The 19913-nt window shown below is 69.9% G+C and carries 19 protein-coding genes; 10 read left to right on the top strand and 9 right to left on the bottom strand.

All coding sequences use genetic code 11. The annotated features are described in order from the left end of the window. The first annotated feature begins 11 nt into the window (after window positions 1-11). Window positions 12-680, top strand: coding sequence for a DedA family protein (locus ACSFA0_RS18810; RefSeq protein WP_435451779.1), 669 nt, complete (start codon window positions 12-14; stop codon window positions 678-680). Between the two features lie 60 nt (window positions 681-740). Here ACSFA0_RS18810 and ACSFA0_RS18815 read toward each other — a convergent pair whose 3' ends face one another. From ACSFA0_RS18815 to tsaE, 3 genes are all read right to left on the bottom strand, one after another. Continuing rightward, window positions 741-1004 (bottom strand): glycine zipper domain-containing protein, encoded by a 264-nt coding sequence (locus ACSFA0_RS18815; protein ID WP_435451780.1) that lies wholly within the window; start codon window positions 1002-1004, stop codon window positions 741-743. Window positions 1005-1123: 119 nt separating this feature from the next. Continuing rightward, the gene (locus tag ACSFA0_RS18820) at window positions 1124-2623 is read right to left on the bottom strand and encodes an N-acetylmuramoyl-L-alanine amidase (RefSeq protein ID WP_435451781.1); all 1500 of its coding nucleotides are present in this window, start codon (window positions 2621-2623) and stop codon (window positions 1124-1126) included. Further along, window positions 2620-3120 carry a tRNA (adenosine(37)-N6)-threonylcarbamoyltransferase complex ATPase subunit type 1 TsaE gene (gene tsaE / locus ACSFA0_RS18825; RefSeq protein WP_435451782.1) on the bottom strand — a complete coding sequence of 167 codons (501 nt, stop codon included), beginning with the start codon at window positions 3118-3120 and terminating at the stop codon, window positions 2620-2622. Before tsaE ends, ACSFA0_RS18820 begins: the two co-directional genes overlap by 4 nt. Between tsaE and queG the strand changes: the two genes are divergently transcribed. The 5 genes from queG to ACSFA0_RS18850 all read left to right on the top strand — a co-directional run bounded on the left by queG (window position 3106) and on the right by ACSFA0_RS18850 (window position 9306). Next, entirely contained in the window at window positions 3106-4179 is a 1074-nt protein-coding gene (queG, locus tag ACSFA0_RS18830; RefSeq protein ID WP_435451783.1) for a tRNA epoxyqueuosine(34) reductase QueG, read from the top strand. The genes tsaE and queG overlap by 15 nt on opposite strands. Before the next feature lie 131 nt (window positions 4180-4310). Continuing rightward, window positions 4311-5990 carry a ShlB/FhaC/HecB family hemolysin secretion/activation protein gene (locus tag ACSFA0_RS18835; protein WP_435451784.1) on the top strand — a complete coding sequence of 560 codons (1680 nt, stop codon included), beginning with the start codon at window positions 4311-4313 and terminating at the stop codon, window positions 5988-5990. A 12-nt stretch (window positions 5991-6002) separates the two neighbouring features. Then, window positions 6003-8465, top strand: coding sequence for a two-partner secretion domain-containing protein (locus ACSFA0_RS18840; protein WP_435451785.1), 2463 nt, complete (start codon window positions 6003-6005; stop codon window positions 8463-8465). A gap of 8 nt (window positions 8466-8473) precedes the next feature. Beyond that, a complete protein-coding gene (locus tag ACSFA0_RS18845) occupies window positions 8474-8926 on the top strand; it encodes a FecR family protein (RefSeq protein ID WP_435451786.1) in 453 nt (150 codons plus the stop codon). Further along, a complete protein-coding gene (locus tag ACSFA0_RS18850) occupies window positions 8923-9306 on the top strand; it encodes a hypothetical protein (RefSeq protein WP_435451787.1) in 384 nt (127 codons plus the stop codon). The genes ACSFA0_RS18845 and ACSFA0_RS18850 overlap by 4 nt, the downstream gene beginning before the upstream one ends. Window positions 9307-9339: 33 nt before the next feature. Here ACSFA0_RS18850 and ACSFA0_RS18855 read toward each other — a convergent pair whose 3' ends face one another. Together ACSFA0_RS18855 and ACSFA0_RS18860 are read right to left on the bottom strand one after the other, a co-directional pair. After that, window positions 9340-10161 carry a siderophore-interacting protein gene (locus ACSFA0_RS18855; protein ID WP_435451788.1) on the bottom strand — a complete coding sequence of 274 codons (822 nt, stop codon included), beginning with the start codon at window positions 10159-10161 and terminating at the stop codon, window positions 9340-9342. After that, window positions 10161-10739 carry a PadR family transcriptional regulator gene (locus ACSFA0_RS18860; RefSeq protein ID WP_435451789.1) on the bottom strand — a complete coding sequence of 193 codons (579 nt, stop codon included), beginning with the start codon at window positions 10737-10739 and terminating at the stop codon, window positions 10161-10163. The genes ACSFA0_RS18855 and ACSFA0_RS18860 overlap by 1 nt, the downstream gene beginning before the upstream one ends. A 126-nt stretch (window positions 10740-10865) precedes the next feature. Here ACSFA0_RS18860 and ACSFA0_RS18865 point away from each other — a divergent pair, with 126 nt between their 5' ends. Beyond that, entirely contained in the window at window positions 10866-11525 is a 660-nt protein-coding gene (locus tag ACSFA0_RS18865) for a response regulator transcription factor (protein WP_435451790.1), read from the top strand. After that, entirely contained in the window at window positions 11525-12904 is a 1380-nt protein-coding gene (locus ACSFA0_RS18870) for an ATP-binding protein (protein WP_435451791.1), read from the top strand. The genes ACSFA0_RS18865 and ACSFA0_RS18870 overlap by 1 nt, the downstream gene beginning before the upstream one ends. 45 nt (window positions 12905-12949) lie before the next feature. Here the strand turns inward: ACSFA0_RS18870 and ACSFA0_RS18875 are convergent, their stop codons facing one another. Continuing rightward, on the bottom strand, window positions 12950-13849 hold the full coding sequence (locus tag ACSFA0_RS18875; RefSeq protein ID WP_435451792.1) for a twin-arginine translocation signal domain-containing protein: 900 nt from the start codon (window positions 13847-13849) through the stop codon (window positions 12950-12952). A gap of 87 nt (window positions 13850-13936) precedes the next feature. Here ACSFA0_RS18875 and ACSFA0_RS18880 point away from each other — a divergent pair, with 87 nt between their 5' ends. Then, complete coding sequence (locus ACSFA0_RS18880; protein WP_435451793.1) at window positions 13937-14932, top strand: LysR family transcriptional regulator; 996 nt, start codon at window positions 13937-13939, stop codon at window positions 14930-14932. A gap of 58 nt (window positions 14933-14990) precedes the next feature. After that, the gene (locus ACSFA0_RS18885) at window positions 14991-15398 is read left to right on the top strand and encodes a YgiW/YdeI family stress tolerance OB fold protein (RefSeq protein ID WP_435451794.1); all 408 of its coding nucleotides are present in this window, start codon (window positions 14991-14993) and stop codon (window positions 15396-15398) included. Here the strand turns inward: ACSFA0_RS18885 and ACSFA0_RS18890 are convergent, their stop codons facing one another. The 3 genes from ACSFA0_RS18890 to ACSFA0_RS18900 are packed head-to-tail and all read right to left on the bottom strand — an operon-like array spanning window position 15399 to window position 19798. After that, window positions 15399-16493, bottom strand: coding sequence for a mechanosensitive ion channel family protein (locus ACSFA0_RS18890; protein ID WP_435451795.1), 1095 nt, complete (start codon window positions 16491-16493; stop codon window positions 15399-15401). Between the two features lie 3 nt (window positions 16494-16496). Beyond that, the gene (locus ACSFA0_RS18895; protein WP_435451796.1) at window positions 16497-18737 is read right to left on the bottom strand and encodes an FUSC family protein; all 2241 of its coding nucleotides are present in this window, start codon (window positions 18735-18737) and stop codon (window positions 16497-16499) included. After that, window positions 18737-19798: an inositol monophosphatase family protein gene (locus ACSFA0_RS18900; RefSeq protein ID WP_435451797.1), complete on the bottom strand. Its 1062-nt coding sequence runs from the start codon at window positions 19796-19798 to the stop codon at window positions 18737-18739. Before ACSFA0_RS18900 ends, ACSFA0_RS18895 begins: the two co-directional genes overlap by 1 nt. Window positions 19799-19913 lie beyond the last annotated feature (115 nt).

The raw sequence follows: 19913 nt of genomic DNA on the forward strand, positions 1-19913 counted from the left end.
TAATGCGCGCCATGGACATCGTGCACTTTCTTCTGGATTTCATTCTCCGCATCGACAAACACCTCGAGGCCTTCGTGATCGCCTACGGGCCCTGGGTGTATGCGCTGCTCTTCGCCATCGTGTTCGTCGAAACGGGTGTGGTGGTCATGCCCTTCCTCCCGGGCGATTCGTTGCTCTTCATCGTCGGCGCCCTGTGCGGCATCGGGTTGATGAGCTTTCCGATCGCCTGCACCGTGCTGATCGTGGCGGCCATCCTCGGAGACCAGTGCAACTACAGCATCGGGCGCTACCTCGGGCCGAAGGTGTTCCAGTGGGAAGACTCCCGCTTCTTCAACAAGAAGGCCTTCAACCAGGCGCATGCGTTCTACGAACGCTACGGCGGCGTGACCATCATCCTCGCGCGCTTCATGCCCTTCATCCGCACCTTCGCGCCCTTCGTCGCCGGCGTGGCCGAAATGAACCGCGCCAAGTTCACGCTGTTCAATGTGGTCGGGGCGCTGATCTGGGTGCTGGGCATCGGCACCGCGGGCTATTTCTTCGGGAACCTGCCGCTGGTGCGCGAACACCTGGAGAAGATCATCTGGGGCTTGATTCTGGTGCCGGGCCTGATCGCCATCTTCGGCGCCTGGCGCGCCGGTCGGGCAGAGAAGGTGCGGGCCGCAAGCCAGCCTCAACCCTGAGCGAACTCCCAACGTAAAAAGGCGCACCGAGGTGCGCCTTTCGACTGGGCCTGCAGCACTTCAATACCGGGGGCCGTTGTTCGGGTAGTAGCGCTGCTGATTACGCTGGTCAACGTTGCGTCCGACTTCGTTGCCCACCAAGCCGCCGATGGCCGCACCGCCGACGGTTGCTGCCGTGCTGCCGCCGATCGCGTTGCCCAGCAAGGCACCGCCGACGGCACCGCCTGCCACGCCGATCTGCTGATTGGGGCCCGTACCGGCGCAGCCGACCAGGGCCATGAGGGAAGCGGCCGCGGCCGTACTGAACAAGAGACGAATCTTCATGGTGTCCACCTTTCGATGATGTTGTGACGCCATTGTCTTGACCACGCTCGGCACGCCTGTAGGAACAGGCCGCCGGGCTGTGCGCGACAGGGCGCGCGATCGCTGAGGGACAGCCTGGCTCAGAGTTGCCGGCTGCGCGCCAGCGGCGGGTTCTGCGCGAAATAGCGCTGGATGCCGCGCATCAGCGCATCGGCCAGGTCTTCCTGGTACTGGGAGCTGCGCAGCTTGGCTTCCTCGCCCGGATTGCTGATGAAGGCCGTCTCCACCAGCACGCTGGGAATATCGGGCGCCTTCAGCACCGCGAACCCGGCCTGCTCGACGCTGGCTTTGTGCAGGCGCGCACCGATGTTGCGGATCTCGCCAAGCATGGCGCTGCCGAGCTTGAGGCTGTCGTTGATCTGCGCCGTGGTGCTCATGTCCAGCAGGGCCCGCTGCACCTGCACCTCGTGCTCGCCGACGTTGAGCCCGCCGACCTTGTCGGCCTGGTTCTCCTTGTTGGCCATCCAGCGCGCGGCGCTGCTGGAGGCGCCCGACTGGCTGAGCGCGAACACGCTCGCGCCGCTGGCCGCCGGCGTGGTGAACGCGTCGGCGTGGATGCTGATGAACAGGTCGGCCTGCACGCGCCGCGCCTTCTGCACGCGCACGCCCAGCGGCACGAAGAAATCGGCGTCGCGCGTGAGGAAGGCGCGCATCGGGCTGCCGTTCACGCTGGCGGCGTTGATGCGCTCGCGCAGTCGGTGCGCCACCTGCAGCACGATGTCCTTTTCGCGCGTGCCGGCAGGGCCGATGGCGCCCGGGTCTTCGCCGCCGTGGCCCGGGTCGAGCGCGACGATGATGATGCGGTCGGTGCGGCTGGCCGTGGCTGTGGCGGGTGGTGCGCTGCGCGCCGGTAATGCGGGCACGGGCGCGGCGGGCCGCGGCGGTGCGGCCGCCACCATCGGCGGCAAGACGGGCGGCGCCACCAGCGGCGGCGCGCCGGAGGCCGGCGGTCCCGGTCGCACGGCTTGCCGCGTCATCAGGTCGCCCAGCGGATCGGCGCCGGGCGGGGCCGCCGGCGTTGGCGCGGGCGCGCCGAGCGTGGCCTGGTCGCGCGGCGCGATGCCCGCCACGGCGGTGTCGCTGCCCGCGCGCGGCGCATCGCGCAGGCGCTCGGCGATCAGCGCTTCCATCGGGTCGACCGGCCGTTCCGGGTACAGATCGAGCACCAGCCGGTGCCGGTACGCGGCGATCGGCGCCAGCGAGAACACCTGCGGCTGCACCGCCTGCTTCAGGTCGAACACGATGCGCACCACGCCGGGCGCGAACTGGCCGACGCGCAGTCCGTCGATGAAGGGGTCGCCGGGCTTGATCTTGCCGACCAGATCGCGCAGCGCCGGGTTCAGTTCGATGCCCTGGATGTCGACGGCCAGCCGCGGCGGGCTGCCCACCGTGAGCTGCTGCGTCTGCAGGCGACCGTCGGATTCGATGGTGACGCGCGTGTAGTCGTTGGCGGGCCAGACGCGCACGGCCATGATGGTCGCGCCGCGCGCGATCTCCTGCACGCCCAGCAACAGCACCAGGCTGCCGGCCTTGAGGAAGGCGCGGCGCGGCGAAGGGGTGACGGGTTGCGCCTTCTTCATGCGGCGGCGGCCGCCAGCAGCGTGTGGCCGCGCGGCGTGCCGGCGGTCAGTTGGACGGTGCGGGTGTCGTCGGTCATGGCTTCGATCTTAAGGGTGAGGTCCGCGGGCGGCAGGTGGCCCGCGGCGTGGTCCGGCCACTCCGCCAGCTTGAGGCCGGGGCCCGCGAAGAGGTCGCGAAAGCCCGCGTCTTCCCACTCGCGTGGGTCGCTGAAACGGTAGAAGTCGAAATGGAAGATGGGCAGCCCGTCGGGCGCTTCGTGCGGCTCGACGACCGCATAGGTCGGGCTCTTGATGCGTCCCGTGATGCCGAGCGCGCGCAGCAGGTGCCGCACGAAGGTGGTCTTGCCGGCGCCCAGGTCGCCCTGCAGCGCGATGAAGGCATCGCGCGACGCCGGGGCCGCGGCGAGCGCGCGCGCGAAGGCCTCGGTGTCGGCTTCGCCGTGCCACGTGAGGGTGACGCTTCGCGTTTCTACAATCGGCAGGTGAACGGCAGCCATCAACTCGTCAATCGGATTCAGGCCTGGGCCCGGGAACTGGGATTCTCCCAAATCGGCGTCGCGGGCATCGATCTGTCGAGCGCCGAGGCCGGTCTGATGCAATGGCTGGCCCAAGGGTTCCATGGCGAGATGCATTACATGGCCGCCCACGGCATGCGCCGCGCCCGCCCGGCCGAACTGGTGCCGGGCACGGTGTCGGTCATCACCGCGCGCATGGACTACCTGCCGCGCGCCACGCCCGACGACTGGCAGGCGGTCGAGTTCGACCGGCTGACGCGGCCCGGCGAGGCGATCGTGTCGCTGTACGCACGGGGCCGCGACTACCACAAGGTGCTGCGCAACCGGCTCGCGAAACTGGCCGAGCGCATCGCACAGGAGGTGGGGCCCTTCGGCCATCGCGCGTTCACCGATTCGGCGCCGGTGATGGAAGCCGAACTCGCGTCGCGCAGCGGCCAGGGCTGGCGCGGCAAGCACACGCTGGTGCTGGACCGCGACGCCGGCTCGATGTTCTTCCTGGGCGAGATCTACCTCGACATGGCGTTGCCCGAAAGCGCACCGGTCACGCCGCATTGCGGCAGTTGCAGCGCCTGCATCGATGTCTGCCCGACGCAGGCCATCGTCGCGCCGCAGCGGCTCGACGCGCGACGCTGCATCTCGTACCTGACCATCGAGCACCCGGGTGCGATCCCGGTCGAGCTGCGTCCGTTGATCGGCAACCGCATCTACGGCTGCGACGACTGCCAGCTGATCTGCCCCTGGAACAAGTTCGCGAAGAAGAGCGCGCTGCCCGATTTCGATGCTCGCGACGGGCTCACCGGCCGTCAGCTGGCCGACCTGTTCGCGTGGACAGAGGACGAGTTCCTGCGCCACACCGAAGGCAGCCCGATTCGCCGCATCGGCCATGCGCGCTGGCTGCGCAACATTGCCGTGGCGCTGGGCAATGCGCTGCGCGCGGGCCAACCCGGCAGCCGCGAGGCACTGGCCACACGCATCGACGACCCGGACGCGCTGGTGCGCGAACATGTCGCCTGGGCGCTGGCGAATCGCCCTTCGTCGTAGCGCAGAGTGTTACCATTCGTTACTACCCGTGCGGGCCGCAAGGCGCATACGGGAGGCGGTCTTGACGTCGGTCATGTCCGGCTTCAAACCATCCGCCGCAGCGACCTTCGGGCGGCCCCCCGAGACCTTCCATGGATTCACGTGGTTTCCCGTCGGTGTCACGACTGACGGCCCTGGCCCTGTGCGCGCTGGCGTGCTGTTCGGGCCATGCGGCCGATTCGGTACCTTCTGCGGCGGTGCCGCGCTTCGAGATCGCCCGCTACCAGATCGAAGGCAACACGCGGGTGTCGAACGCCGCCCTCGAGCGCGCCGTCGCGCCGCTCACCGGGCCGCAACGCGCGTTCGGCGATGTGCAGCGCGCCGTCGAGGCGATCGAGCGGGCCTATGTCGATGCCGGCTTCACCGCGGTGAAGGTCACGGTGCCCGAGCAGGAACTCCTTGGCGGCACGGTCCAGATCCGCATCGTCGAAGCGGTCATGCGCTCGGTCAGCGTGGTGGGCAACCAGCACTTCAGCGCCGACAACGTCCGGGCGAGCCTCGGCAACCTGAAGCCCGGCACCGCGCCGCGCCTGCGTGATCTCTCCGAGTCGATCCAGCTGGCCAACGACAACCCGGCCAAGCAGGTGTCGGTGTCGATGGCCGAGGGCGCGGCGCCCGGCACCGTGGACGCCGTGGTGTCGGTGGTCGATCACCGCCCGTTGCGCTTTATCGCCACGCTGGACAACACCGGCACCGCGTCCAGCGGCCGCTGGCGCACCGGCGTCGCCGTGCAGCACGCCAACCTCTTCGGCCTCGACCACGTGGGCACGCTGGCGTACGCGACCTCGCCGGACAGCCCGACGGGCCAGAACCTGGACGTGTATTCCGTGGGCTACCGCGTGCCGGTGTACGCGCTGGGCGACAGCGTCGACCTCGTCTACGGCCGCTCGAGCGTGAACACGCCCTCGAGTTCGCCCACGCTCGGTGGCGTGCTCGGCTTCACGGGCAAGGGCGAGACCTGGGGGCTGCGCTACAACCATTTCCTCGGCCGCTCGGGCGAAACGTCCTCGAAGCTCGTGTTCGGGTTGGACCACAAGAACATCGACTCGCGCTGCGACGTGGCTGGGCAGCGTGTGAGCATCACCGGCCCGACGCCGCCGATCTCGTCCTGCGTGCCGTACACGACCACGCCGTTAAGCCTCACCTACTTCGGCCAGCGCGACGGTGTGGACCAGGCCTTGGCGTACAGCGTGGGACTGATGCGCAACATCGCGAGCGGAGCGCGCTTCACCAACCTGGACGGTCGCACCGACCGCTACTCGTACCTGACGCCGGGGAACCGCAGCACGCGCGACGGCTTCCTGGTGCTGCGGGGTGGCGCATCGCTCCTGCAGGGTTTGGAGAGCGGCTGGCAGATGCGCCTGGCCGGCAACGCACAGTTCACCGACACACCGCTGCTGGCGAGCGAGCAGCTCGGCCTGACCGGCGCGAACGCGGTGCGCGGCTTCGATGAACGCGCGGTGGCCACGGACAGCGGCGTGGTGCTCAACGCCGAGCTCTACACGCCCGAGCTCGGGCCGCGCGCGGGCCTGCCGGGCAACCTGCGCGGCCTGGTGTTCGTCGACGCCGGCTACGGCGCCAACCGCAACACCTCGGGCACCTATTTGCCAGGCCACACCCACGTGGCCAGCGCCGGCGTGGGCGCGCGCTACAGCTGGACCCGCGACCTCAGCGTGCGCCTGGACGTGGCGCGCGTGCTCGCGTCCGGCAGCGCCTTCACCGAAACGCGCGGCGACTGGCGCGCCCACCTGAGCGCGATGGTCGCGTTCTGAACAGGCACCCCCATGACAACGAGATCCTTCAAGCTTCGCATCCTGCCCCTGGTGGTCGCGGCCCTTTGCGCCGTCCGCGCCGGCGGCGCGCTGGCGCAGATCGCCATGGGCGCGTTGCCCACCGGCGGCATGGTGGTCGGTGGCCAGGCGTCCATCGTGCAGAACGGCACGACGCTCCACATCCACCAGACGTCCGGCCAGGCGCTGATCAACTTTTCGACCTTCAACGTCGGCTCGGCCGGGCTGGTCGATATTCGGCAGCCGGGCGCGGCGGCGGCGCTGCTCGCGCGCGTGACCGGCGGCGACCCCTCGCAGATCCAGGGCCAGGTGAAGGCCAACGGCTCGCTCTGGCTCATCAACCCGGCCGGCATCATGGTGGGGCCGGGCGCTCGCATCGACGTCGGCGGCTTCATCGCCAGCACGCTCAACGTGAGCGACGCCGACTTCCTGGCGGGGCGGCTGACGTTCACCTCCGCAGGCAACGCAGGCATCGTGAGCAACGCGGGGGCGATCACCGCGCCCACCGGCGGGCGCATCTACCTGGTGGGCCAGAAGGTGGAGAACACCGGCACGCTGCAGGCCTCGCAAGGCGAGGTGTTGCTGGCGGCCGGCCAGAACGTGCAGCTGGTCGACACGGGGCATCCGGGCGTCTCCATCATGCTGAGCGGTGCGAGCGGCGACGTGACGAACGTCGGCCGCATCGTGGCCGACGCGGGTCGCATCGGGCTGGCCGCCGGCCTGGTGACCAACGCGGGCGAGATCAGCGCCAGCAGTGCGGTGAGCGAGGGCGGCCGGGTGTTCCTGCGCGCCACCGACCTCCAGACGACGTCGCGTTCGGACATCCATGCCGATGGCACCTCGGGCGGCCACATCGTCCTGCTGGCCGACAAGGCCGCGCGCATCGACGGGCGCGTCTCGGCCACCGGGAGCGCCGGGCCGGGCGGCTTCGTGGACACCTCGGGCCACCAGTCGCTCGATGTGAAGAACGCGCCGACGGTGGGGCAGGGCGGCCAGTGGCTGATCGATCCGTCCAATCTGGAAGTGATCGCCGGCGGCGGCGGCGGCGCCACTGTGGAAGACGGCGCCATCGTGTCGACCGAGGCCGGCACCACGATCGGTGCCGACGTGATCACGGCGCAGCTCAATGCGGGCGCAAGCGTGGCGCTGGTCACCGGCAGCGCAGGCACCGGGCCAGGCAACATCGTGGTGAACGCCGCGATCGCCAAGACCGCCGGTGGGGATGCCAGCCTGACGCTGCGCGCGCACAACGACATCCAGATCAATGCGCCGATCACCAGCAGTGCCGGTGCGCTGGCGCTCAGCCTGAAGAACAACTTCTACGGCAACACCACCGACGCGGGCCATGCCGCCACGCTCAACGCGAACCTGGACCTGAACGGCGGCGTGTTGGATGTGTCGCAGGGCGAGGCGCTGGGCAACGGCACGCTCAACATCGTCGGCGGCACCACGCGGCTCGACGGCAGCGCGACCATCAACGCGGCGACGGTCAACATCGGTGCGAACGCGCGCGTGTCGATCGGCAACGACCTGTCGGTCCGGGGCGCCTGGGTCAACAACGGCGTCATCGACCTGCGCGACGACAACGGCGCGCTGCGCGTGGGCGGCAGCGGCAGCGGCAGCGGCAGCCTGCTCAACAACGGGCAGCTCACCTTGTCCGGCGGCAGCGTCATGCTCGAGGGCGACACGAGCTGGACCAACCACGGCACGATCGACATCGCCTCCGGCGCGGCACTGCGCAGCAGCATGGACCTCTACAACGCGGGCGTGATCCGCGGCACCGGCCTCGTCGAGCTCGGCGGTGCCTCGGTCGCTACGCTGCGCAACAACGGCGTTCTGGCGCCGGGCGGCGCCGGCCAGGTCGGCACGCTGACGGTCGACGGCAACTACGCCCAGGGCCCTGAGGGCACGCTCGCGATCCGGCTGTCGGGCGCCACGGCCGACCTGCTCAGCGTCACCGGTGCCGTGCAACTGGCGGGGGCGATCGACCTGTCGACGCTCGGCGGCGCGATGCCGGTGAATGGCGTGCTCGCCGACTTCCTGGTCGGCGGTGCGGGCGTCACGGGCGTCTTTTCGCAGGTGAACGCGCCCGCAGTGGTGACGGCGGAAACCACCGGCACGCTGTCGGTGGTCTACCCGGCGACGGGCAACGCGGTCGCGCAGGTGCGGTCGACGACGACACCCACCGCACCCGTCACGCCCACATCGCCGCCCTCGACGCCGGCGCCACCTCCGGACATGTGCACCATCGCGCCGAATTCGGCGCTGTGTCAGGCGCTCGCTCCGCCGACGCCGTACGAGCCGCTCAACCCGGCCATCCAGCAGCCGTCGAACGTGCTGATCAACTCGCTGCAGGCGCTGAACCGACTCGATGCGATCACGACCGCCGATATCGCCGGATCGGTCGCGGCCAGTGGCACGAAGAACGACACCCTCACGAAGACGTTTTGCAACTGAGCCACCGCATGAAAAACACGCACCGCATCACCTGCCTGGTCACGCTGCTGGGCGCAGCCCTCGTCTCGCAAGCCGCCCTGGCGCAGGACGTCGCCACCATCACCCACCTGGCCGGCCTGGTGGTCGCGCGCAGTCCGGGCGGCGTGAGCACCCTGCTCGCGGTCGACTCCAAGGTCCATCAGGGCGATACCCTCACCACCGAAGCCCGCGGCTATGCGCTGGTGAAGTTCAGCGACGGCGGCGAGGTCATGATGAAGCCCGACTCCGTGGTCGCGGTGACCCGCTACCACTACGACCCGGCGCAGCCGCAGCTCGATCGCTTCGAGATCGGCCTGCTGCAGGGCGGCCTGGTCAGCACCCCGGGCGTGGTGGGCCGCCGCAGCCCGCAGGCCGCGCTGGTCAAGACTTCCAAGGGCGACCTGCAAGGCGCCGCCACCCTCAACCTGACGCTCCAGCCATGAAAAAATCTGCCTTCCTGATCGTGCTGCTGTCGGCTTTTGCGGCACCGGCGACCGCTACTTACTTCATTGCGGAATACGTCCCGTCCTCGAGCGGGAGCCCTTCGAGCCCCGGGCCCGGGGCACCGGCCCTGCCACCTGGCCTGCATGTTCAGGTGATCGATGGGGCCATCGCTTTGAGCAACGCAGGCGGCACCCTGAACTTCAGCGCAGGCCAGTTCGGCTTCACCAGCAGCATCACGACGCCGCCGGTGCTGGTGCCCAAAGACCCGGGCATCAAATTCACGCCACCGCCGGTGTTCAACAGCAGCACCGGGTCGGGCGCTGCCAGCGCGAACGGCGCCGCGGCGAACGGCAGCGGCGTCGACTGCATCGTTCGCTGAGTCGACGGCGCCGGCGCGTCGCGCGGGCGCCGCTCACGTGTCGTGCGAATCGTGTGTCGCGGCCGTGCCGGCGCGCCAGTAGCCCGACGCGCGGATCCACTTCGGGTTGGCGCGGCATTCGTCGATGAGGTGCGCGCGCAGTGCCTTGGCGTGGGCCGACTCGCAGCCGATCCACGCATGGAAGGCGCCGGTCGGCAGGCGCGCGGCGTGCAGTGCGGCCAGCAGCGGCGGCGTGCCCGTGGTGGCTTCGGCGCGGTGGACCCAGAGGATCTGGACATCGGCCGCCGTCGGCAGGTCCACATGGTCGGCAGCGCTGTCGACCTCGGCCAGCACGACGGCGCGCGCGCCTTCGGGCAACTCGGCCAGGCGCCGCGCGATGGCCGGCAAGGCGGTGTCGTCGCCGATCAGCAGATGCCATTCGAACGCGGTCGGCACGATGAAGGAGCCGCGCGGGCCGCCCACGCCCAGGCGCTGGCCGGGTGCGGCCTGCTCGGCCCAGCGCGTGGCGGGGCCGGCTTCGTGCAGGGCGAAGTCGATCTCGAGCGTCTGCGCGGCGGCATCGAAGCGGCGGGGCGTGTAGTCGCGCATCGTCGGCTTGCGGCCTTCGGGCCAGATCGGGCCCTCGGGGCCGGCGGTCGGCAGCGTCAGCGCGCCCGTGACCTCGTCGGGGAAGAAGAGCTTCACGTGGTCGTCGAAGCCGGGGCTCGCGAAGCCGTCGAGCGCGTCGCCGCCGAGCGTGATGCGCACCAGATGCGGCGTGACGCGTTGCACCGCCTGCACCGTGAGTTCGCGGAAGCGCAGCGGGTGGCGCACGCGCTGCGGCGTGCGGTCGGGGAGGGTGAGGGTGTCGCTCATCAGATCTGTTCCAGTTGTTGGGCCGCCCGGTCGAGCACCGCAGCGAAGGCGTTGGCTTGCTCGGGCGTCAGCGCTTCGCGCGACAACCGCATCCGCATGGCGAGCTTGAGGTTCTCGATGGCGCGCGTGACCTGCGGGGGCCGGCCGCCTCGCGGGCCGGCGCCATCGACGCCGCCCTGCATGCGGGCGAGCATGGCGTCAGCGGTAGTGCGGTTCTCTTCGAGGAAGGTGCTGCCGGCGTCGGTGATGCGGTAGCGCTTGCGGCCACCGGCGTCGGCCTCTTCGACGCTGAGGTAGCCCTGTTCTTCCATCAGCGTGAGCGTGGGGTAGACCGTCCCCGGGCTCGGGCTGTAGGCGCCGCCGAGGCGGTCTTCGATGGATTTGATGAGTTCGTAGCCGTGGCTGGGCTTGTCGGCGATCAGCTGCAGCAGCACGAAGCGCAGGCCGCCGTGGCCGAAGACCCGGCCGCCGCGCGGACCGTCGCCGCGGCCGCCGCCCAGGCCGTCGTCGTGCTCGCCGCGGCGGATGCAGGCGTGCTGATGGCCGTGGGCGTGATGGTGGTGATGAGGATGGTGCATGGTGATCCTTCGTTGTATCTAATTCAATAACGATATATCTAAATAGAGTCTAAGTCAAACGTCGTCAAGTCGTGGCGAGGGGTGCGACATCAGATTCGCCTCATCCCCATGCGATAGCCTCCGCCGATGCGCATCCTTCTGGTCGAAGACGATCCCTCCCTCGGCGCCACGGTCCAGTCGTGGCTGCAACTCGACGGCTATGCGGTCGACTGGGTGCAGCGCGGTGACCAGGCCGACACGGCGCTGCGCACGCACGACTACCAGTGCCTGCTGCTCGACCGCGGCCTGCCGGGCATGACGGGCGAGGCGGTGCTCGAGGGGCTGCGCGCGCGCCAGGCCGCGATCCCGGTGATCGTCATCACGGCGCGCGACACGCTGGCCGACCGCGTCGAAGGCCTCGACCTCGGTGCCGACGACTACCTGGTGAAGCCTTTCGACCTGGAGGAACTGTCCGCGCGCATCCGTGCCGCGCTGCGCCGCGAGGCGCGCGCGCCATCGCCCACGCTGAAGCACGGCGGAGTCGAACTTGACCCGGCCGCCAAGCGGGTGACGCTGGAAGGACAGCCGGTGCAACTGACGGCACGCGAGTTCAACGTGCTGCACGCGCTGATGCGCCGCGGCGGCCAGGTGCTGAGCCGCGCGCAGCTCGAAGAGGCACTGTACGGCTGGGGGGAGGAGGTCGAGAGCAACGCGATCGAGGTGCACGTCTACAACCTGCGCAAGAAGCTCGGCGCGAAATTGATCGTGACCGTGCGCAATCAGGGTTACGGACTGGGCGCGGCGTGATGCGTGCGCGTTTTCAGCGCTGGCGCGACGAGCGGCGAGCCGCCCGCGGCGCCTACTCGCTGCGGCGCCGGCTCACTGCGTCCATCCTCGGCGCCAGCGTGCTCGTCTGGCTGGTGAGCCTGGCGGTCGTGGTGCACGTGGCCTGGCGCGAGACCAGCGATGTGTTCGACGATGCGCTCGAGGAAAGCGCGCGGCTGGTGCTGGCCCTGGGCAGCCCGCAGACGCCGAGCGGCGCAATCAGCGAACGGGCGGCACGGGGCGACGCCGCCAAGCTCGAACTGCACTACCAGCTGGTATCGAGCGACGGCCGCGTGCTGCGCCGTGGCGAGGACGCGCCCGCGCAGCCCTTCTCCCCGGCCTTCGGTAAGCGCAAGGGCTACGAAAACGTGTGGGTCGATGGCCGCGCCTGGCGCGTCTACCTGCTGCGCGCCGCGGCGCAAGATCTGCAGGTGCAGATCGGCCAGCCCTGGGACGAGCGCCTGGAGTTGCTGGAGGACATCGCCGAAGACCTGCTGTGGCCGATGCTCGGCCTGCTGGTGCTGCTGGGCGGGTTCTGCTGGTTCGTGATCCGGCGCCTGCTGCAGCCGCTCGAACGCACCGCGGCGCGTATCGCATCCAAATCGCCGGACGACCTCGCCCCCGTGCCCTCGGCCGACGAGCCACGCGAGCTGCTGCCGATCGTGCAGGCGCTCAACGGCGTGTTCGGCCGCCTCGACCATGCGCTGCAGGCCGAACGGCGCTTCACCGCCGACGCGGCGCACGAGCTGCGCACCCCGCTGGCGGCGCTGCGCATGCGCATCCAGCTGATGCAGCGCCAGCGGGCCGCGGCCCACGATGCGCCGATCGATCTGCAAGGGCTGCGCAACGAGGTCGACCGCTGCACCGCGCTGACCGAAAGCCTGCTCGCGCTGGCGCGGCTCGACCCGGAGCGGGCCGAGGCGCTGGCGAAGGAGCCGGTGGACCTCGGTGCGCTGTTTGCGCGGCTGGTGACGGCGCGACCGACCGGCTTCGGCGCGGCGGTGCAGGTCGATGCGCACGGCCTGGTGCTGCAGGCACACCCTGCGCTGCTCGACAGCGCGTTGCGCAACCTGGTCGACAACGCGCTGCGCTACGGCGCGTCGCGGGTGACGGTCGATGCGGTATCGACGGGCGAGGGCGTGCGCATCGCGGTGCGCGACGACGGGCCGGGCGTGTCCGACGCCGACCGCGCGCGGCTCACCGAGCGGTTCTTTCGCGTGCTCGGCACTGGGCAGACCGGCAGCGGCCTGGGCCTCTCGATCGTGGCGCGCATCGCGGCGCTGCATGGGGCCTCGCTGCGCTTCGAGCCAGGGATCGACGGGCGCGGGCTTGGCGTGGTGATGGAGTTTTCTGTGCCTTGACCGGCAGGGCGTGAACGCGCTGGCTGCCGGCGGCCTGCCCTCGCATCAACCCCACTTCATTTCGCCCTTGGCGACCTTCGCGCCGATCTGCAGTGCGACGCCCATGCCGGCCGTCGGGTAGCGCTGGGTCATGGCCGCGATGAGGGAGGCGCTGTCGGCCGCCTTGGCCAGTTCTTCCTCGAACGCCACGAGGTAGTCGCGCGTATAGGCGATCGCCGACGCATTCGTCGCGGCGCCGGGCGCCATGTGGCCCGGGATCACCACCGCCGGCTTGCGCGCGGCCATCGCATCGAGCGCCTTGATCCAGGCGCGGCGACCTTCGGCACCCGGGGTGTCAGCCGTCCACACATGGACGCCGGCGAACACCAGCACGCCACCGAAGACGGCGTCGAGCGACTTGACCGTGAGGTAGCGGCGGTTGGCGAGGCCGTCGGCATTGACGATGTCGATGGACTGGCCTTCAAGCGCGATCGAGGCGCCATCGAAGGCTTCCGGCATCACGATGTCCGCGAGGGTCTGCGGGCCGTTGTCCTTGAGCTGAGGGCCCCAGGTCGCGAGCTTCTTCTCGACGTTGTTTTTGATGGCCGCGATGGTGTCCGTCGCCGCGATGACGCGTGCCGCTGGAAACGCGGCCTTGATGGGGCCGAGGCTGAAGTAGTAGTCGGGATCGCTCTGGCTGATATAGATGGTGGTCAGCGTCTTGCCGCTGGCCTTGATCGCGTCGACGAGGGCCTTGCCGTCGGGCAGCGTGAAGCCGCCGTCGATCAGCACCGCTTCACGGGCGCCGGAGATCAGGACCGGAGCGCGGAAGAATCCGCGTTCGCCGGCCGGGAAATGCTGAAGGGTCAGGGGGGTCTTTGCTGCCATGGCGTTGTTCACTCCGAGAATGGCCGTCGCGACACCCGCGGCGGCAAGGGTTTGAATGACGTCTCTGCGTGTTTTCATCGGGCGCTTTCGGATGGATGGGGAGGGATGAGCTCATCCTAGGCAGCCTTCATTGATTCTTAAATACATACGTGCTAAACATGTCGTATGTCAAAAGCGAACAATCAGGCCGATGGCGGTCCCGACGGCCTGGGCAATCTGCGGCGCCTGGCCTACTTCGCGGCCGTGGTGGAAACCGGCTCGTTCACCGCGGCAGCGGACCGCCTGGGCATCACCAAGGCGGTGGTGAGCCAGCAGGTCGCTCGGTTGGAGCGCGAGTACAAGACCTCGCTGCTGGTTCGCACCACGCGCCGGGTGCAGGCCACCGACGTGGGCCGCGCCTTCTACGAGCGCTGCGCCGTGGTGCTGCGCGAGGCCGCGCAGGCGTTCGACGGTTTGGCCGAGCGGTCGGCGGCACCGTCGGGCACGTTGCGGCTGACCGCGCCTTTCGACTACGGCGTCGGCGTGGTCGTGCCGGCTATCGCCGCGTTCACCAAACGTTTTCCGGCGTGCAAGGTCGATGCGGTGCTGACCGACCAGACGCTGGACCTGATGTCCGGCAACTTCGAGATGGCGATCCGGGTCGGTTGGTTGGCCGAAACCAGCGAACAGGCGCGAAAGATCGGCACCTTCCGCCAGGTGCTGGTCGCGTCGTCGTCCCTGCAGCGGCAGGTGGCGGGGCTCGAACGCCCCGCGGACATCGCGGCGCTGCCGTTCGTGGCCAACACCAACCTGCGGGAGCATCTGCGTTGGCGATTCACCTCGGACGATGTCGGGTCCGAGCGCGAGGCCGATGCCGAGGTGGTCCAGGTGCAGGCGTCCATCTTTCTCGATGCCACGCTTGCCGTCCGCGAGGCCGTGCGTCAGGGTGCGGGGTTGTCGGTGCTGCCGGACTACGCGGCCGCGGACGATCTCGCCGCCGGGCGGCTCATCGAGGTGCTACCCGGCTGGCACCTGCCCTCGGGTGGCATCCATGCCGTTTTTCCTGCCGCACGCTATCGCCCGGCGAAGGTCCGGGCGTTCGTCGATCTGCTGGTGGAACGTGAGCAGGCGCGGCAGGGCGCTTCGACATCAGAAAGCCTTCAGCTTCCGGCGTTTCAATGAGTCCATGCCTTCGGTGCATCCGGCACCGGGCAGCTCAACCATCCTCCAGGAGTGACCCATGAAGAAGACAACCACCGCTTTCGTCCTCGCGCTCGGCCTGCTCGGCGCCGCCACACCTGCGCTCGCGCAGTACACCGGCCCGACGTCGGGCGCGCAGCCTGCGGCATCGGCCACACCCGGCTACACCGGCCCGAGTTCGGTGCCGACGATGACGGTCAAGCAGCTGCTCGACACCGCCACCGACGACCAGCATGTGCGGCTGCAGGGCCGCATCGTGTCGCACGACGGCGGCAAGAACTACACCTTCGCCGACGACAGCGGCCGCATGCCGGTCGAGATCTCCACCAAGCGCTTCCCGGCAGGCCAACCCATCGGTGCCGATCAGCGCGTGGAACTGGTGGGCGAGGTCGACAAGGACTTCCGCAAGATGGAGTTCGAAGTCGAGCAGGTGCGCCTGCTGCCTTGATCAGGCGGGCTGCGGTGCCCCGTCCGGCGGTCCGGCCTTCTGCGTCGACGCGGTGTCCCCGTCTTCCACGCGCAAGCGCGGCAGGAACTGCGGGTACTCGCGCTGCATGTACGCGATGACGCCTTCGCGCACCGCGCAGCGCAGGTCGAAGGCCAGGCTCGAATTCGACGCCGTGCACAGCACGCGCAGCTGCATGGTGCGCTCGGTGGCGTCGGTCACCTGCAGGTTGAAGAAGCGGCCGTCCCATTGCGGCGCGGCCTTCACCAGGCGCTCGACCTCTTCGCGCAATGGGCCGAGCGGCATGCCGTAGTCGGCGTAGATGAAGACCGAGCCCAGCAACTGCGAGCCGGTGCGCGTCCAGTTCTGGAACGGCTTCTCGATGAAGTAGCTCAGCGGCAGGATGAGCCGGCGGTCGTCCCAGATCTTGAGCACGACGAAGGTGCCGGTGATCTCTTCGACGCGGCCCCATTCGCCCTCGACCACCAGCACGTCGTCGATGCGGATCGGCTGCGCCAGCGCGATCTGCAGGCCGGCGATCAGGTTGCTGAAGACCGGCTTGGCGGCCAGGCCGGCCACGATGCCGATCACACCGGCCGAGGCCAGCAGGCTGGCGCCGACCTGGCGCGCGCCGGGGAAGGTCATCAGCATCATCGCGGCGCCGGCCACCAGCAGCACGCTGTTGGCCGAGCGCGCCAGCACGCGGGTCTGGGTGAGCACCCGGCGCGCCTGCAGGTTGTCGGCCGCGTCGTAGGGGTGCTTGGCGATCAGGCCGTCGGCGAAGCCGTTGACGGCGCGCACCAGCACCCAGGTCGCCATGGCGATCAGCAGCAGGCCGTTGAGGTGCCGCACGCCGGCGATGAAGCGCAGGTTATCGGGCGCGGCCTGCCACACCGCCTGCAAGGCGATGAGCGGCAGCAGCGCCTGCGCCGGCCCCTTGATATTGACCAGCAGGGCATGCAGCACCGGCGTGTGGCGCGTCACCCGCTGGAGCACCAGGCTGGCCACGCGGTGCACGAGCAGCGCGAGGAAGACGGCAATCAGGGCGGAGAGGAGGGGCGGGAACCACGGGTGGCCGAGCAGCATGTCTTTGGTCATCGTTCAGGGGGTCCTTTCAGGGGAAATGGAGGAGGGGTCGTCGAGGGATTGCAGGATGCGTGCCGCGTCGTCGCGCAGCTGGCTCGAGATGGCGGTCGCGAGGTCGAGCCGGCGCAGCAGCCATGGGCTGATGTCGTTGTCGAACGGGTCCGGCAAAGGGATCGGCCCGGCCAGCGCCGTGGCGGGCGGGCTCTCGGGCAGGTTGCTTCCGGCGATCGGGGCGCTGCCGATCGTCGCCTCGATGCGTGCGGCGGTGCGCGCGAGCGGGCCTTCGATGTCGGCCGGCGTGAGCCGGTCGCGCCGCAGCACCAGCATCGACTTGACCGCGCTCAGCTGCGCCAGCAGCTGGTAGCTGTGGGCCTGCAGGTGTTCCAGCGGCGCGATGGGCGGGCGCACGGCGCGCGGTTCGGACAGCGAACGCTGCGTCGCCTGCACCAGTGCCGAGAGGCTGTCGAAGGCTTCCTTGCGGGCCAGTCGCCATTCGAGCTCGGGGCTGGTGTCGACGGCGTGCAGCTGGCCCAGGCCGAGCGCGAGCCGCGCATGGAGCGCCTGTGCCTTCAGCGTGCGCGTCACCAGCGACGGGATCTGGCTGCGCTCCCACGACGGCAACACGTAGCAGAAGGCCCAGGCCAGGGCCGCGCCGATCAGCGTGTCGGCCACGCGTTCGAACAGCGCGAAGGTCGGCGCCGCACCGACATTGAGCATGTGGGCCTGCACCAGGCCGAGCACCGTCGCTGCCACGGCGGTGATCAGGTAGCGCCGCACCGCGAAGCCGTGCGCGATGGCCTGCGCCACCACCGACGCGACCAGCATGCCCATTGCCGAAGGATGCGCCGACAGCAGTGCCACCGCGAAGACGCAGCCCAGCAGCGTGCCGGCCACGCGCGCGTTGCGCCGCTCGAGCGTCTGCGACAGGCTGCCGCGCAGCACCACCACGATGGTCAGCAGGATCCAGTAGTCGTGCGAGCCCCAGGGCAGCAGCAGCGTGGTGCCGTAGCCAGCCGCGATGGCGAGCGACGCGCGGATCGCATGCCGCAGCGGCGGGGCGTCCCAGCGCCACAGCGTGCGCAGCGGACGCCACGACCAGTCGGTCGGGCTCACGAACATCTGCCAGTTGGCGCGCACCACGGCCAGGTCGGGCGCGATGTCGCCGCGCGCCATCGCCACCAGCCGGAGCACTTCGTCGTTGATGTGGCCGATGCGGCTGGCCAGGCCGCGCGCCAGCATGGCGGCGGTGGGGCCGGGCGGGCCGGGCTGCTTGGCGTCGGGCGCGAGATGGATCGCCATCAGCTGCGGGCGGCGGTCGGCTACCGGGTCCGGCCTGCGCCCCAGCAGCAGGGCGTCGGCCAGCGCGGCGGTGTCGTCGCCCAGCGCTTCGAGCACGCCGCGCATCTCACGCAGCGCCGGGGCATGCGCGGGGTTGGACTGCAGCGTTTCCAGGTCGAGCTCGCCGGCGAGCAGCTGGTCGCGCACCTCCAGCACGATCACCAGCATGCCGGCCAGGCGCTGGCGGTAGGCGGTGCGGGGCGACTCCAGCACGATGTCGCGCGTGGCCTGCAGCTGATCGGCCAGCGCGGCCTGTTCGCGCAGCAGGCGGCCCAGCAACGGTGCGGGCGTTTCGCGCACATCGCCGGATTCGTCGCGCGAACTGAACTGGCTGGCCTCGGTGCGCATCAGCGCCGCCAGCGACAGCAGCACGTCGGCCATCGCCTGCACGCGGTAGCGGCCGTTGAGCGCCAGGTTGGCGAGCACCGCGTACACCACGTACAGCCCGGCGCCCAGGCCGAAGAGCATCGTGCGGTACAGCGCCTCGTGCAGCCCCTCGGGCTTGGGCGTCGCCATCGAGAAGATCATCGAGAACATCACGGCGATCGCGATCGGGATGCCGCGCTTGCCCCACGCCATGGCCGTGAAGGCGAGAAAGGTGGCCGGCACCAGCACCAGCCCGAGGCGGATGGGGGCCGCGTGCAGCATCTGCACCGCGAAGAACAGCGGCAGGCCGATCAGCGGTGCCGGCAGCATCTGCCAGAACTTGCCGCGGCGCGGGCCGGGGAGGTCGGGCGGCGCGGTGACGATCACGCCGACCGCGGCCGAAGCCGCTGCGAAGGCGCCCAGCCCGGCGTGCACGCCGGCCGCGATCAGGAACAGGCCGAGCGCGACCGACAGTCCGTTGGCGATGTAGTGGCTCAGCGCGACGCGCAAGGCGGCGCGGCTGCGCTGGACGGCGGCGCTCGGCGCCCGCATCAGCGCTCGGTGGGGTCGCCCTCGGCGGGCGGTACGGCGGCGCTGTCGGCCGGCAGGTCGCGACGGATGCGGGTCAGTTTGCGGGGTGCCGGCGCGGCGGCCGGGGCGGCGGCCACGTCGCTCGCCACTTCTTCGTCGGCCGCGATGGTGCTACGGGTGTAGATGTCGGTGGCCGATGCATCGGCGTCCGGCGAGATCGAGGCCGACACCGCGCGGGCACGGTCGCTCGCGCGCATCTTGGCGTCCAGGCCGGCGAACTTGGAGTACTGCGACAGCAGCGGCACCAACTGGCCGTAGATGCGCGGGGCGCCCGCCAGGCATTCGCGCTGGTCGAGGAAGTCGGGCTCGCCGGTGAAGTTGCCGATCAGGCCGCCGGCTTCGGTCACCAGCAGCGAGCCGGCCGCCACGTCCCAGATGCTCAGGCCGGTCTCGAAGAAGCCGTCGGTGAAGCCCGCGGCCACGTACGCCAGGTCGAGCGCCGCGGCGCCGGGGCGGCGCAAGCCGGCCAGCTTGGGCATCAGGTCGGACATGATGGCCAGGTACTGCTTGAAGTTGTCGCCGGTGCGGAAGGGGAAGCCGGTCGAGATCAGGCACTCGGGCAGCTTGGTGCGCTTGGAGACGCGGATGCGGCGCTCGTTCATGTAGGCGCCGCGGCCCTTGGTGGCGGTGAACAGGTCGTTGCGGCTCGGGTCGAAGATGACCGCCTGCTCGACCTTGCCCCGCACGGCCAGCGCGATCGACACGCAGTAGACCGGGAAGCCGTGGATGAAATTGGTGGTGCCGTCGAGCGGATCGATGATCCAGACGAATTCGGAGTCCCGGGCGCCATGCTCGGTGCCGGATTCTTCCGCGAGGATGCCGTGGCCCGGGTACGCGGTGAGCAGCGTCTCGATGATGATGCGCTCGCTGGCGTGGTCGACCTCCGTGACGAAATCGTTCACCTGCTTTTGCGAGATGCGAACGGCTTCGACGTCGAGCGCGGCACGGTTGATGATGGCACCGGCGGCGCGGGCGGCCTTGACGGCCACGTTGAGCATGGGATGGAGGTTGGGCGACGACATGAATTGTGGGAAGAGCGGGCGAGGGCACGGGGCCCCGGGAAATGCGGCCCGGCGATGCGGGCGGCGACAATCGCAGGATTTTACCGGCTCGCCGATCTCCACGTGCTGCCCGGTT

It is taken from the genome of Variovorax restrictus, from assembly GCF_051216715.1.
Lineage (GTDB): Bacteria > Pseudomonadota > Gammaproteobacteria > Burkholderiales > Burkholderiaceae_C > Variovorax.

Coding starts and splice junctions, on each gene's coding strand:
- ACSFA0_RS18810 (WP_435451779.1), top strand. CDS start 12: ATGGACATCGTGCACTTTCTTCTGGATTTCATTCTCCGCATCGACAAA.
- ACSFA0_RS18815 (WP_435451780.1), bottom strand. CDS start 1,004: ATGAAGATTCGTCTCTTGTTCAGTACGGCCGCGGCCGCTTCCCTCATG.
- ACSFA0_RS18820 (WP_435451781.1), bottom strand. CDS start 2,623: ATGAAGAAGGCGCAACCCGTCACCCCTTCGCCGCGCCGCGCCTTCCTC.
- tsaE (WP_435451782.1), bottom strand. CDS start 3,120: ATGGCTGCCGTTCACCTGCCGATTGTAGAAACGCGAAGCGTCACCCTC.
- ACSFA0_RS18835 (WP_435451784.1), top strand. CDS start 4,311: ATGGATTCACGTGGTTTCCCGTCGGTGTCACGACTGACGGCCCTGGCC.
- ACSFA0_RS18840 (WP_435451785.1), top strand. CDS start 6,003: ATGACAACGAGATCCTTCAAGCTTCGCATCCTGCCCCTGGTGGTCGCG.
- ACSFA0_RS18845 (WP_435451786.1), top strand. CDS start 8,474: ATGAAAAACACGCACCGCATCACCTGCCTGGTCACGCTGCTGGGCGCA.
- ACSFA0_RS18850 (WP_435451787.1), top strand. CDS start 8,923: ATGAAAAAATCTGCCTTCCTGATCGTGCTGCTGTCGGCTTTTGCGGCA.
- ACSFA0_RS18855 (WP_435451788.1), bottom strand. CDS start 10,161: ATGAGCGACACCCTCACCCTCCCCGACCGCACGCCGCAGCGCGTGCGC.
- ACSFA0_RS18860 (WP_435451789.1), bottom strand. CDS start 10,739: ATGCACCATCCTCATCACCACCATCACGCCCACGGCCATCAGCACGCC.
- ACSFA0_RS18865 (WP_435451790.1), top strand. CDS start 10,866: ATGCGCATCCTTCTGGTCGAAGACGATCCCTCCCTCGGCGCCACGGTC.
- ACSFA0_RS18870 (WP_435451791.1), top strand. CDS start 11,525: ATGCGTGCGCGTTTTCAGCGCTGGCGCGACGAGCGGCGAGCCGCCCGC.
- ACSFA0_RS18875 (WP_435451792.1), bottom strand. CDS start 13,849: ATGAAAACACGCAGAGACGTCATTCAAACCCTTGCCGCCGCGGGTGTC.
- ACSFA0_RS18880 (WP_435451793.1), top strand. CDS start 13,937: ATGTCAAAAGCGAACAATCAGGCCGATGGCGGTCCCGACGGCCTGGGC.
- ACSFA0_RS18885 (WP_435451794.1), top strand. CDS start 14,991: ATGAAGAAGACAACCACCGCTTTCGTCCTCGCGCTCGGCCTGCTCGGC.
- ACSFA0_RS18890 (WP_435451795.1), bottom strand. CDS start 16,493: ATGACCAAAGACATGCTGCTCGGCCACCCGTGGTTCCCGCCCCTCCTC.
- ACSFA0_RS18895 (WP_435451796.1), bottom strand. CDS start 18,737: ATGCGGGCGCCGAGCGCCGCCGTCCAGCGCAGCCGCGCCGCCTTGCGC.
- ACSFA0_RS18900 (WP_435451797.1), bottom strand. CDS start 19,798: ATGTCGTCGCCCAACCTCCATCCCATGCTCAACGTGGCCGTCAAGGCC.